Here is a 12,565-nt window from a genome sequence, read left to right on the forward strand (position 1 = left end):
GCGGCCGCGGCCGACCGGCGTCCGGTCATGAGGTCATGAGGTGGTGAGGATGGGTGCGGTTGCTCCGCGGTTCCAGGTGATGGTGCCGTGCTGGAAGGTCTGGGTCCATCCGGTGGGGGGTGTTCGTCGCTGGTGCGGAAGCCGCCTCGGTCATGCACCCGACCTCCACCATGTGCAGGAAGCAGCCCAGCTGATCGGCGCCAAATCCGCGACGATCGACTGGAAAGCCGTCGTCTGGGTCGAGGCGACCGATTTCGACGGGTCTGTAATTCCCGAAGAAATCCGCCCGCTCAGGGCGCCCTTTGGACGTTGCAGACGACACGAGAGCGCACGACCGTCAATGCGGTGTTAGCGCGCGACGGTTCCCGCAAGCATCGGCATTTCTGTCGAACTGTCTCGAGGAAGCTGACACTCAACGCCACACTGACCGAGGCGGGCTACGAGACAGTGGTGGAAGCGGCGCCAGGGCATGTCGCGGCCGTCCGGGAGTACCTGATGGACGAGCTCGAGCCGCACGAGCTGGCGGCGCTGCGCCGGATCGGCACCGCGGTCGATACCGCCATCAAGCGCGGGCAACTCGACAGGGACTCGACGGTGTCCTCCCCGTACGAAACGTCGCCTTCGGAGTCGGCCCACTAGGGTCCTGCTGCGCGAGACCGTGTAGAACGACCGCCGCGACCTGCTGGGAGTTGGCCAGGGCTGTTTCCAGTTGTCTCAGTTCGCTCGAGCGGCCCATGAAGGCCTTCGGCCGGCGAAACGAGTGTTGCGTCGGGTATGTCTTCGTGTCCGCCGCCGGGGAGCTCTTGGCGCGTTTGGGGGGTGCCGCGCTCAACCGCCGTACCAGGTCGGCATGTTGCCCTCGCCACCACTCGAGATCGCCCAGCCTGCGGGCTTCCCCCGTCTGGGCATGTGACGGGAGGGTCGTGACGCACGCCGCGACCAGGCCGGACACCTGGTCCCACGATGGCGCTCTCACCCAACCGCCACGTAGTAGGTCTCCCACCGATGACGACGCCTGCCCGGACTGTCTGGCCAGTTCGGCGACCGACATTCCCGCGAGCTGCGTGGCACCAGCGCCGCGTCGTCCAGAGTGGTCGAGCTGCTCTCGCCGAGCGTTTTCAAGTCGTTGATAACCCGAGCAGTGCTGCCGCAGGCTGCGCCTTCAGCCGTGTCCTGGGTGCTTGGCTGTGCCGTGCACCCGGCTGTCAAGAGCCAGGCTGCGAGCACACTCATTGTGCACGATATCCATGAGACGCGCATTAGAGCTGTCCTCCGGCGTACTCGTCGAACTCCCTGGCGCCAGTCAGCTGAAAGGCCCAGTTGGGCAGTTCGACCATGGACCATGCTCCTGCGGCGGCGGACCTGAAGCTCGGGTCGAAGTCGTAGTGGTCGGTGACCCAGAAGCAGTGTTCGGAGGTCCGCTGCATCAGGAATGAGCCCAGGGCGTAGAACATGTCCGACATAGCAGACGCCGGCGACGAACAGGTAGATCGCAGGAGAGACAAGCTGATTAACCCAACTCGACCAACCGGCCACCGGCACCGGGATGCCCTGTCCGGCGGACTATGGTGACCACGCTCCTGACCACAGCGACGAGGGTCGTGCCAGCGAGACCTATGGCTGAGAGCCGGAATCCGAGCCGTCCGCGAGGATTGGCCTTTTCGTCATATCCGGAATCAGCCGATCTTGAGCTGGATCTCCTCGCTCATCTTGTCCGACTCGACCCACATCGTTTCTCTGTCCGGGCCGCCAGCATGGAAACCGTACCGGTCATGCCCGCCCTCAACCCCTGTGATCTCGAACGTGAAAGTTCGGTTGTAGCTCGACAGGATCGACAGCGAGGGATCGTCGATGACGACCAGCTTCACCGTGCCGTTACCGATGACGTCGCCGCTACCGTCGACGACAGTGATCTGCGCGCCGTCCTTCAAATCGTCGTTGATCGAGGAGCTGCACGGGTAGCAGTTGAAGTTCAGGTAGCCCCTGGCGACGACCGGTTCCGAACCAGTGAGCAGAACGATGACGGTGACTACGATCGCGACGAGAACTGCTGCGGCTGCCCCGGCGATGAGTTTCAGCCGACGGGGTCTGGGGAGTGCGGCGGTCTGGTCCATCGTGGTCTCCCTGCGCGCTGTGGGTACCTGTGCCTGGTCGTGTGGATCACGGTTTCCGTTGCGCACGTGACCGGACTGTGACGTCACCACCATCAGCCCAGGCAGTGAACAAGTACCCGATACAGGTTCCTCATCCGTGATCGAGCTGGCCAGTTCTCGGCCTCGTTCGACGCCGTTCCGGCCGACGTCGGTATCGAGGCGGTCAAGGGTCCTCCGGGTTGCCCGCGGGCGAACTGCTACGCCGAACGGTTCGTGCTCACTGCCGGATCCGAGCTCACCGATCGGATGTTGATTCTGAGCGAGCGGCATCTGCGCGCCGTGCTCGCTGAGTACGTCCGGCATGACTACGGTCGACGGGCCACATCGTTCCCGTGAGCTTCGCCCACCACGGCCGACCCGCTCTGTGGCGAACCCCAACTCCCAACGGATCAAGCGACAGCAGGTGCTCGGTGGCCTGATCAACGAGTATGAACGGGCCGCGTAGACCTCCTGGTCAGGGCTGGCGACAGAATTATGGAATCCCACTAGGCGTCGGTGCGGAGCGATCACGCGTCTCGACGCGTGTGGTCCGCGCGGGATGGCCTGGAGCGTCGCCTCCAGTTATGAAGGTCGCCTCGTGAACGGTCGTCTCCGTGTCCGTGTTGTTCAGAGCAGCCGGTCTTGTTTGGCCTCGGCTTCTGCGCGGACGGCAGCGTCGAATTCGGTGTCAAGGCGTTCGGTGAGCTCGTCGGACTCAGCTTCGTCGATGTCCTCATCCGTTTCGTCATCGTCGTCGTGCTCGGCATATTCGTGGTAGAGGAGGCGACAGCCGTGGATTCCATCGAGAAGGTCTTCGAGCAGATCGTGTGCAGGTCGCAAGGGGTCTAGGAGGCTGATGCGAGGCTGGATGGTGGCGAGCGGGTCTTCTTCGCCTGGGCGGCTCTGTGCTGCCCATCGCCGCGCGTCCGCGATGACATCGGGGAGGGAATCGGGGTCGGCGATTCGGCCTTCGGCGGCGGTCATCGCGGTTCGGATCAGGTCAAGGACAACTTCGCGGGGTGTTTCGCCCGACTCGAGTCGTTCTAGAACGCGCGTGGGTGTTTCGACGGCGAGCGCTTCAATGTCGTCTGCTTCGACTACGACCTCTGAGGGATCGCACTCCGCGATATCGGCAGTAATATCGGCGGCGGCTTGGAGCCAGTGAGCGGCGGCTACAGCCGCAGCAGCCGGATCGACCTCGTGAAGAAGCTTTGCCGAACCAAGCGGCTGCTCTCGAAACAGGTCATTCGCGGCGTTCACTGCAGTGGGGAGGCGTCGGCGCGGGAGAGGAGTACAGCTTTGTTTGGCCCGGCCTGACAGGTCGCCGCGTTCGGCGTGTTCGACAGCAGCGAGCTCGGCCTCGACGTCTGCGATCACGTGGTCGCCCAGAGTCGTGTTGTCTAGCTTGTGGAGCGTACGGCCTACGCGGTGCGCTGCTTCCTCGACACGAATGTAGGACTGGATCATGTAGCCGTCCTGCGGCAGATTGGGCTTCTTCAGGGCGTCGATCACGGTGCCGAACGCGTCGCGCTCACCCTGCCGACGTGTCTGCGGCGCTGGCTGGATGCGTATACGTGCGCCACAGCTGACGGGACAAACCGGTCAGAGTGTCGGCGAGTCGCAACACGTCGTCCTGCGTTGCTGTTTTGGGAAGTTCGGCGACGGTAGCTGCGACGCAGCCGAGCCCGGTGTCCCACGTCCTGATCAGAAGTCGCCGCGTCTCATCGAAAGCGTAAACCGTCACGGCGACGATCCTGCCAGCTACGACAAGAACAAGCACGCTTCAAACGAGCCACATGGCGCCGTCGCAGGTTCGTGCCCTCGGCAGGGCTACCAAAGGATGGGAACGGGGCTGACCTGGGACTTTTCAGCGGCATGTTGGTAGTTGAGGCGAGCTTCGAGCTTTCGGGCTCGGGTGGGAGTCCGTCATGAGCGCCAACTCGCAGACGGTTGCTCGGTTTGTCACGGTCACGATGGGGTTGGTCATCGGGCTGACGTTTCTCTTCGGGTTTGGGAACGTGTTGAACCTGGCGTTGAAGCTGCAGGTGCCAGTGTTCGTGGCGCCGCTGGTGGCGCCGGCTGTAGATTTGACGGTGCTGGGGTTGCTCGTCGGGACGCGGCACTTGGCGCTGACCGGGGCTAATGATGACGTTCTGCGCCCAGCGCGGCAGTTGCTGCTGGCGGCGAGTGTGGTGACGCTTCTGTTGAATGTCGCCGACCCGGTCTTCGCTGGCCAATGGGGTAAGGCCGCGTTCGACTCCGTTGGCCCGCTCTTGCTGATCGGATGGGCTGAGGCGGGACCGGGCCGTCTCCGCGCCTTGAGCACTGCTCGAGCCGATCCCGGTTCAGGAAACCTGTCCAGCCCTTCGGCGGCAGAGCCGAAGTACGATGACGCTGAAGAGGAGGTGTCTGGGTACACGCCCCTTCGACGCGACCGGCAGGTGGGAGCGGCACGCCGCCAGGTAACTGCTCTCGACGAGGAGCTCGTGGAGCGAGCCCGGCTCGCGGACGCCAAGCACTGGCGACGTTACCGGCGACCGATCTCCGCGGAGACGCTCCGGAAGCAGCTTCATGTCGGAGCGAAAATGTCGCGGGCCTCGTATCGGTCGTTCGCCTTGAGAACGCTCAGGCAAACGCCCGATCTGCCACTCTTCCGACGGGCAGATGAGTACCGGGGAATCTGAACCCGCTGGTTGCAGTAGGAGTCGGAACCCTGGTGTATCGGATGGTGTCGAGTGATGTCGGACAAGTGCTTGGCCCAGGGCCCGCCGCGGTCGAGGTGCAGGGTGGGGACGCGGGCGGTGCGGGTGAGTTTCGCGGCGATGGCGCAGATGCGGTAGCGGAAGGTCGCGGGTTCGGCTCGGGCGAGGTCGCCGGTGAAACACAGGGCTTGGGTCCAGGTGAGCAGATCGGCGGCGGCCAGGGCGAGTTCGAGCCAGGCTTTGTTCTGCGGGTAGCCGCGGCAGGGCAGGTTGCGCAGGCCGGTGGTTTTGCCGCAGCGGATGCGGTCTTCGACGCGGGCGTGGGATCGGTGGTGGACCTCGAGGTCGGCGAGTTGCCCGCCTTCGGTGTCGGTGAACCGCAGTTGCGCACCTGGGCGTGGCCGTTCCCGGCGGATGATGACCCGGGCCCGGTCCGGCCATTTCGACACGTCGAGCATCTCGGTGATCTCGGCGACCCACGCCCCTTTCCGTGGCCGGCTGTCGAGGTCGTAGGCCGGGACCCAGGCGTCGTCGGGAATGGCGAGGACCGCGGCCTGGACCTCGGCGGCGATGGAGAACCCGAGGGAGAAACCACATCCCGCGGCGCGTATCGCGGCGGCAAAGGCGTGGGTCGCGCCGGCGGCGTCGGTCCGCACCATCACCTGTGGCGCGTCAGGATCATCGGGGTGGGCCTGGCATGTTCGGGCAGCGCCGACAGGGCCATCGTCAGGATCTCGACGTGGTCCGCGGCGGTGTTCGCCCCGGCTTCCCCGGCCTCAGGATCCCGGCCAAAGCTTCCCCACCGGCGACGTCCGGGCGGTCGAGGTAGGCCAGCAGCGGATGGAACCCGAACGTTTTCTGCTACGTTTTCGCCGCGTTCTCCTTCTCGCTGTGCGCGATCGTGATCGTCGCATCGATATCGATCACCAACCCCTTGGTCGCATCGGGTCCTGCTCCGGCGGCCCAGACCCGTTCCCGCGCCGCCGCCCGGACCGATCGCAGGCGAGCAAGGCGCTCCTCGTCGACCCGATCCATCACCCGCCACGCAGTGGCGTCGCTGGCCACCGGGCCGAACAGTTTGTCCTGATCCCGCAACGCCGCCAGATGCGCCAGCGCGTCACCCCCGTCGGCGATCATCACCGCCAGATCAGCCAGAACCCGCCCCGGAACATGCACCGGAACCCCCGCCTAGGTGTCCAGAAGTGCCTCCGACCAGCCAGTTCCCAGACCGGTGCTGACCGTCAACTCCCGCAGCAACGCCACCCTGGCCCGCGACACCAGCCCCTCGCCATCCGCCACAACCCGCACCGACGACGCCTTGCTACCCTTGCACCAAGGAAGTGCCTTCCCGTGAAGTGAATCTTGGACCTTCGCAAGCCCAATTTTCCCTTACAGGACAGGCACTTCCTCCGTACTTGGGCCAGTTTTACATCACACTGCGCGAAAGACCCAGGCTAGTTGTGCTGGTGCGGCCGCGACGGTGCGTGAGCACACGGTTGCGCCTGGTCCAAGTAGGGAGGACCTAGGTCGAAACCGCCCAACCTGGAACTGGCACGCCCCAGCTCAGCTCGCCGCACCGGAGCGCCGCCACCTTGATCGGTACGTGCACAGCTGGAACGCTATCGAGAGATACCCACTTTTGGGTAGTGTTCGATGATGACCGAAGGTAAGGGGAGGAAACCGTGGTCTTCATTGTGCGCGGAGTTACTTTGCCCGCCCGGCAGGAGCAGACGTTCGTAATAGATGGCGGCAAGCTCCACACTCATTCGGAGCCGGATGCCGAGCTTCTTTCCGATGGCGGTTGGATACTTCCTGGTCTGGTCGATGTGCACACACATCCTGGTGCCGATGAACCGGATAAGCCGTTCGAGGAGCAGGCCATGCGCCGGCACCTTCTGCTGCACCGCGACGCTGGGGTGCTGGCAGTGCGTATGCCAGGTTTCCCGGTTCCGCTCCCGAAATCGGTCTACGACGACCCGGAGCTTCCGTGGGTTCGGTCCGCCGGTCGCTGGTTGGCAACTCCTGGTCATTTCTTCCCAGGCTTCGGGCGAGACGTTACCGAGGACGAACTGGCAGCGGCCGCTGTCGAGGAATCGCTTGCGTCATCCGGATGGTGCAAGGTAATCGGCGATTGGAAACCCGATCAGAAGGCCGTTCCGCTTGGCGTCCTCAAGGAGGTGGTGGCAGCGGTACACGACGTAGGAGGTCGCGTCGCCGTGCACTGCCAAACTGCCGATGGATGCCACAATGCCGTACACGCGGGTGCCGACAGCCTCGAGCACGGCATGCACCTTGACCACGCACTACTTGGCCAGATGGCCGCGCAGGGCACTGCACTGGTCCCAACCCTGAGCGCCTTCAGCGACCTGGCCGAAGTCGATCGCAGCGAACAGCCTGACGCATTTCAGGCATGGCTACTCGCCGGCTGGGACGGCATGCTACCGACTGTCTACGCTGCCTACCAGGCTGGCGTAACGGTGCTCGCCGGAACCGACATCGGCCCCTTCGGCAACGTCACCACCGAAATCGGCTGGCTTATCAAAGCCGGCCTGCCGGTTGAAACAGCCATAGGGGCCGCATCCTGGACAGCGCGGTCGTGGCTCGGACTGCCCAACCAGACCGATAGCGCACCAGCGGACCTCGTAATTTACGACGAAGACCCGACTGTCAATCCAGATGTCCTGGCACATCCAAGCCGAATCATCCTCCGAGGACGGCTGGTCCGCTGAGTCCTGCCGGCGCAGGAGTCATCCTCGCGCCTCTCCGAACGAATGTCACACCCCGAGAGCTTGGGGATCGATTTGCTAATTCATCGGCAAGCGTCCGCAGACTTTTGCCTACTCGGACCGCTGCAAGTGACCGTTGGCGACGTGCTAATTCCATTACGATCGGCCAAAGCTCGAATAATTCTCGCCAGTCTTCTTCTCCGGCTGAACCGGATGGTGTCCATCGAAGAATTGACCGATCATCTATGGGGTACAGCTCCTCCTAATGGAGCACGCAACGCAGCGCAATCGTACGTTATGCGACTACGAAACAGCTTGGGCGAAGCTGGGGCTCTCATCCGAACCCAACCGGCCGGTTACCTCATGGAAGTCACGACCAACATGCTCGACGTAAGTCGGTTTCAAGATCGCATCGCGGCCGCAGACGCCGCCCGCTCCGCTGCGAACAAACATGAAGAGGCCAAGGAACTGCAGGCGGCGCTGAGCAACTGGCGGAGTGCGCCGCTCTCGGATGTACCGTCAGAATCTCTGCACCTCCAAGATGCGCCTCGCCTGACCGAGGCGAGACTGCAGGCCCAGGAACGTTTGATCGATGTCCAACTCATCCTCGGCAAGCATACCGAATTGGTCGGCGACCTCTACACCCTCACCGAGGAGAACCAGCTTCGAGAACACTTCTGGAGACAATTGATATTGGCTTTGCATCGCTCGGACGGACATCACGGGCTCTGGTAGCTCTTGTGCGCCCGGAAAACGTTCCGGCGAGCACGCGTGGCTAGGGCGTGTCCTGTAAGTGATCTAGCTGCGGTTCGGTTGGATTGCGGGTGTGGTTGGTCGTGGTGAGTTGACGGATAAGGCCTGGGCGGTGATCGAGCCGTTGCTGCCACCGCGGCAGGGTGGTGGACGGCGGTGGCGGGATCATCGCCAGGTCATCAACGCGATCCTGTGGAAGTTGCGCACTGGTGCGCCCTGGCGTGACCTGCCTGATCGTTACGGGCCTTGGAAGACGGCGCATGAACGGCTGCGGTTGTGGACCAAAGACGGCACCTGGGACCGGATTCTTGACCGGGTGATCGTCAAAGACGACGCCGTCGGCGACCTCGAGTGGATCGTTTCCGTCGATTCGAGTGTGGTCCGGGCGCACCAGCATGCCGCCGGTGCCCGGAAAAAGAGGGATGCAGCGACGGAATCGAAGCCCTCGCCCTCGATGGGGAAGGACTCGGGCGGTCCCGTGGCGGGCTGAGCACCAAGATCCACTTGGTTGTGGACGGGCGGGGCCTGCCGATGCGGTTCCTGCTCACCCCGGGCCAGGCTGGGGACAACCCGCAGCTGGTTCCGCTGCTGGACGGCATCACCGTCGCCCGGATCGGTCCCGGCCGGCCACGCTGTCGACCGGAGACGGTGATCGCGGACAAGGCGTATTCGCATCCGTCAACCCGCCGGGCGATGCGAGACCGGCGGATCAGGTTCGTCAGTCCGGAACGGGATGACCAGATCGCCCGCCGCACAGCCAAAGGCCGCAGCGGCGGGCGACCACCAGCGTTCGACGCTGTGGCCTATAAACAGCGCAACGTGGTCGAACGGTGCTTCAACCGGCTCAAACAGTTCCGCGACCTGGCCACCCGCTACGCCAAACGCGCCGCCTACTACCAGGCCGAACTCACCATCGCCGCGATCGTGCTCTGGCTCCAATGACTTACAGGACACGCCTAGTCCGTGAAGCCGTCGCGGCTCAGCTGCGGTACTCCGCCGGACTTCTGAACGCGCGATGCAGCGATCGGCTCCACGTCGACCTGCACTCGGCCGTCGGATTCCTGGGACACACCGCGGCCTTCATGGCGTTCGATGCCTACGCACACGACGATGCGCGCCGGATGTTCGAGTTCGCTCTGGGCTGTGCCGAGGAGGCCAACGACTGGCACCTTCGCGCGAAGGTGTTGTCCAGTATGGCCAGGCAGGAGATTTGGTGTGGGAACCCGACGCCGGGTTGACGCTGGTCGAGCTGGCGATGGTCCGCGCCGACAGGCTCACTGCGTCCGAACGGGCCATGCTGTTGACCGCACGCGCGCGAGCGCTCGCCAAGCTCCACCGGGTCTCCGATGCGGTAACGACTGTGGGCCTCGCGGATGAGCAGTTCGCCACAGTCTCACCTGACAACGACCCTGTCTGGGTGCGGTACTACGACGAAGCGCAGCATGCCGGCGACACCGGCCACGCTCTGTTCGATCTCGCTGTCGACGGGCGCTTCGTCGGTGAAGCACGCGATCGCCTCGCCCTAGCGGTCGCTGGCCATTCTCAGCCGTACGCGCGGTCACGCACCATCTCCGGGATCAAGTTGGCGTCGCTGACGATGCGCGCGGGGGATTCGGTCGAAGCGGCCCAGATCGGGGCGTGGGCCTTGCGGGAGGCGGGCACGATTACTTCGAGACGAGCTGCCGACGATCTGCGGGAGCTGCGTACATTCGCGAATGACCACCGCCGAGTGACCGAAGTGGCTGAGCGGCAAAATGGAATCGGTGATCGGCTCGGGGTCGCGTGACCGAGGTGACTGACGAACAGGACGTCCTGAACCTCCTGGAGCGCGCCTGTGCGGCCGCAGGGCTCGATTCGTCGAACGCCTCGGTCATCCGCCTTGGCGAGAACGCGATCATCAGCATCGCGCAGGGCCTGATCGCCCGAATCGCCCGTACGGGCCAGGTCGCTTCAGCTCGCAAGGAGGTTGAAGTGGCTCGATGGCTGGAGCAGGCGCACATCCCCGCAGTCGAGCTCGCCGGCCCGGTAGACCAGCCCGTTGTCGTGGATGGCCACGCGGTGACGTTCTGGCGAGAACTGCCGCCGCACAAGCACGGGACACCCGTAGAAGTCGCCAAGGCGCTCCGGCGGCTCCATGATGCCGACCCGCCCCGAACCTTCAAGCTCTCAGAGATTCAGCCCTTCGTGAGGCTCGCCGAGCGGATCGATCTGGCAACGACGCTCAACTCGTCGGACCGGGACTGGATGCGGGACTTGCTCGGAGATCTCAAGGACCGCTGGGTCCGTCGTCCAGACGGCTTGCCATGGTGTGTCGTACACGGCGACGCCTGGGTGGGCAACGTCGTGTCGACCGCTGATGATCGCGTCGTCTTCCTCGACCTCGAGCGGGCCGCGATCGGTCCGCCCGAATGGGACCTCGTGCACACGGCGATCAAGTACCGATCCTTCGCTTGGATAAGCCGGGAAGAATACGACGGCTTCTGCGCCACCTACGGACACGACGTGAGTCAGTGGGACGGCTTCGATCTGTTCAGAGACATCCGTGAGTTCCGGATGACGTGCATGGCAGTGCAAGTCGCAGCGCGAAACCGCACGGCACAGGAACAGGCGGTATGGCGTCTCGAATGTCTCCAGGGCAAGCACGGAGAGCGCCCCTGGCCCGGCTGGCATGCTCTGCCGTGAGTCTCGCGAAGTACTGATTTCGCTTCAACTGTGCGGCGTTCACAGGTGGTGATCGCCTCATTACCTTCGATGGAGCCGAGCTTTTCCCGAGCCCATTGGAGGTCTGCTGTGTCTGTATCCCTTGGTACCCAGTCGAAGGAGATCGCCGCGCCGGATGAGCGGCTTGAGGTGACCGAGCTGGCGGCCCTGGTCGCCGAGACGATTTCCGTCCGGAACGGACTGGATCGGATGACGCCGTCGCGCCTCGAGGAGTTCATGACGCCGGTCGCGCTGACAGCGCACCTGTAAGGCGATGGGACCGCGAGCTGGAAGGACGTTCTTCTGATGACTAGTGATCAGCAACGTGTCAGCTTGGAGTTCACTGCCGGCCCGAGGTCCCTCAAGCCACCTGAGGCCTGGTCGCTGGCGGACATGCTGTTGGCGAACCAGTTGCCGCCGTCGTTGTTTCAAGCCTATGTCGTCGACGATCAAGATGGATTGCGGCCGACGCAGATGACAACGGTGCTGAACGACATGCCGGCGGCTCACCGGGTAGTGCTGCGGTGCATCCGGAACACCGACATCACGACACTTCGAGCCCCTCATGTCGAACTCGTCGCCCACGACGAGAGTCCGGTCGTCGACCTGCCCGACCTCGACGTGGGCAGCCACGAGCCGATGGCGCGGGTGCATCTTGTCGACGAGACCACGTTGCGGGAGATGGTGGCGAGCAGGATTGGGCACTTCCTTGCCCAATACGAAGTCACCGGACCGATCCTGGCCGGGATCTCCGGCGGCGGGGACAGCAATACCTTGGTCAACGGACTCAAGCAGTTCGTTTCCGCGACCGGGCAGCCCGCCGGGAACGTCGTCTGCTTCACGCTGGCGATGGAGCCTTTGTGGCCTGAGTCCGCGGTCGACCGCGCTCGAGAGCTGTGCGAGAGCGCGGGGTTCGAGCACGTGGTCCTGTACGCGCAGGACATGGCAGATCTCCTCGGCATGACGAAGTCCCCGGCGGAGCTGTGGGAATCGTTCAGGAGGGATTTCGGCCCGGACACCGTGCACTTTTTCGGAACGTTCTTCGTGAACTTGGTCGGACGGCGCCTGTGCACGGATAGAGGAGCCCGCTCGCTGGCGGTCGGCTACAACCGGGAGGACCTGACGGCCGAGCTCCTGTTCTGTCTGTTCAACGGCCGTAAGCCTCTCCCTTATCCGGTCCGGCGGATGGGCACGGTGGGCTGCTTGTTCCCGCTGTGGGAGATCCCGAAGTACCTGCTGGACGCCTGCTATCCGCGCTACAGCGCGAGCAACTACCGAGAGCGGGTGGACTCCACGACGCCGCAGCGGTCGGCGATCTACGTCCTGGCGCACGCCCTGGACGCGCTCAACCCGCAACTATCGTTGTCCCTGCTCAAGGGAGTCTCGAAGCTCATGAACGACGTCGGGGGCTGGGAACCGCTGAACCCGATCGAAGGCACGCCGCTGATGCGGACCGGTCTCAGCGACGAGGACAGCGAGCGGCAGGTGCTCGGTCTGCTGCAGGAGTTCTTCGGGGACTGGAACGAAGCATCCTGACTGGGGCCGGTTCCGT

Annotated in this window: 13 protein-coding genes and 2 pseudogenes; 11 read left to right on the forward strand and 4 right to left on the reverse strand. The window is 64.2% G+C overall.

Annotation, left to right across the window (positions count from 1 at the left end; genetic code table 11):
* Positions 1-345 precede the first annotated feature (345 nt).
* Complete coding sequence (locus DL991_RS31740) at positions 346-639, forward strand: hypothetical protein (RefSeq protein ID WP_199754151.1); 294 nt, start codon at positions 346-348, stop codon at positions 637-639.
* A gap of 620 nt (positions 640-1,259) precedes the next feature.
* Here the strand turns inward: DL991_RS31740 and DL991_RS31745 are convergent.
* The 3 genes from DL991_RS31745 to DL991_RS31760 all read right to left on the reverse strand — a co-directional run bounded on the left by DL991_RS31745 (position 1,260) and on the right by DL991_RS31760 (position 3,644).
* Positions 1,260-1,454 carry a hypothetical protein gene (locus tag DL991_RS31745; protein WP_125788045.1) on the reverse strand — a complete coding sequence of 65 codons (195 nt, stop codon included), beginning with the start codon at positions 1,452-1,454 and terminating at the stop codon, positions 1,260-1,262.
* A gap of 222 nt (positions 1,455-1,676) precedes the next feature.
* Complete coding sequence (locus DL991_RS31750; protein WP_125788046.1) at positions 1,677-2,114, reverse strand: hypothetical protein; 438 nt, start codon at positions 2,112-2,114, stop codon at positions 1,677-1,679.
* 645 nt (positions 2,115-2,759) lie between these two features.
* Entirely contained in the window at positions 2,760-3,644 is an 885-nt protein-coding gene (locus tag DL991_RS31760) for a hypothetical protein (RefSeq protein WP_233599098.1), read from the reverse strand.
* A 416-nt stretch (positions 3,645-4,060) separates the two neighbouring features.
* On the opposite strand from DL991_RS31760, the gene DL991_RS31765 reads away from it, so the two are divergent.
* On the forward strand, positions 4,061-4,816 hold the full coding sequence (locus DL991_RS31765) for a hypothetical protein (protein WP_233599100.1): 756 nt from the start codon (positions 4,061-4,063) through the stop codon (positions 4,814-4,816).
* Positions 4,817-4,863: 47 nt separating this feature from the next.
* Here DL991_RS31765 and DL991_RS44085 read toward each other — a convergent pair.
* Positions 4,864-6,142: pseudogene (locus tag DL991_RS44085) on the reverse strand (IS1380 family transposase); the annotation flags it as partial.
* Positions 6,143-6,516: 374 nt separating this feature from the next.
* On the opposite strand from DL991_RS44085, the gene DL991_RS31775 reads away from it, so the two are divergent.
* The 9 genes and pseudogenes from DL991_RS31775 (at position 6,517) to DL991_RS31805 (ending at position 12,549) form a co-directional block, all read left to right on the forward strand.
* Entirely contained in the window at positions 6,517-7,563 is a 1,047-nt protein-coding gene (locus DL991_RS31775; protein ID WP_125788047.1) for an amidohydrolase family protein, read from the forward strand.
* 42 nt (positions 7,564-7,605) lie between these two features.
* Positions 7,606-7,908 (forward strand): annotated as a pseudogene (locus DL991_RS44090) (winged helix-turn-helix domain-containing protein); the annotation flags it as partial.
* A gap of 15 nt (positions 7,909-7,923) precedes the next feature.
* Positions 7,924-8,295, forward strand: a complete 372-nt coding sequence (locus tag DL991_RS43540) for an AfsR/SARP family transcriptional regulator (protein WP_233599105.1) — start codon at positions 7,924-7,926, stop codon at positions 8,293-8,295.
* Positions 8,296-8,386: 91 nt separating this feature from the next.
* Positions 8,387-9,255, forward strand: a protein-coding gene (locus tag DL991_RS31785) for an IS5 family transposase (protein ID WP_125788049.1) whose coding sequence is annotated in 2 segments (ribosomal slippage) — positions 8,387-8,758 and positions 8,761-9,255 — 867 coding nt in all. Because the reading frame shifts where the segments join, the coding sequence is not laid out codon by codon here.
* The gene (locus DL991_RS43080; RefSeq protein ID WP_199754153.1) at positions 9,252-9,551 is read left to right on the forward strand and encodes a hypothetical protein; all 300 of its coding nucleotides are present in this window, start codon (positions 9,252-9,254) and stop codon (positions 9,549-9,551) included. The genes DL991_RS31785 and DL991_RS43080 overlap by 4 nt, the downstream gene beginning before the upstream one ends.
* Complete coding sequence (locus DL991_RS31790) at positions 9,527-10,099, forward strand: hypothetical protein (RefSeq protein ID WP_199754155.1); 573 nt, start codon at positions 9,527-9,529, stop codon at positions 10,097-10,099. The genes DL991_RS43080 and DL991_RS31790 overlap by 25 nt, the downstream gene beginning before the upstream one ends.
* Positions 10,100-10,104: 5 nt before the next feature.
* Positions 10,105-10,995 (forward strand): aminoglycoside phosphotransferase family protein, encoded by an 891-nt coding sequence (locus DL991_RS31795; protein WP_125788050.1) that lies wholly within the window; start codon positions 10,105-10,107, stop codon positions 10,993-10,995.
* Positions 10,996-11,103: 108 nt separating this feature from the next.
* Positions 11,104-11,283 (forward strand): hypothetical protein, encoded by a 180-nt coding sequence (locus DL991_RS31800; RefSeq protein ID WP_125788051.1) that lies wholly within the window; start codon positions 11,104-11,106, stop codon positions 11,281-11,283.
* Between the two features lie 204 nt (positions 11,284-11,487).
* On the forward strand, positions 11,488-12,549 hold the full coding sequence (locus tag DL991_RS31805) for a hypothetical protein (RefSeq protein WP_199754157.1): 1,062 nt from the start codon (positions 11,488-11,490) through the stop codon (positions 12,547-12,549).
* Positions 12,550-12,565 lie beyond the last annotated feature (16 nt).

It is taken from the genome of Amycolatopsis sp. WAC 01375 (genome assembly GCF_003947325.1).
Taxonomy (GTDB): domain Bacteria; phylum Actinomycetota; class Actinomycetes; order Mycobacteriales; family Pseudonocardiaceae; genus Amycolatopsis.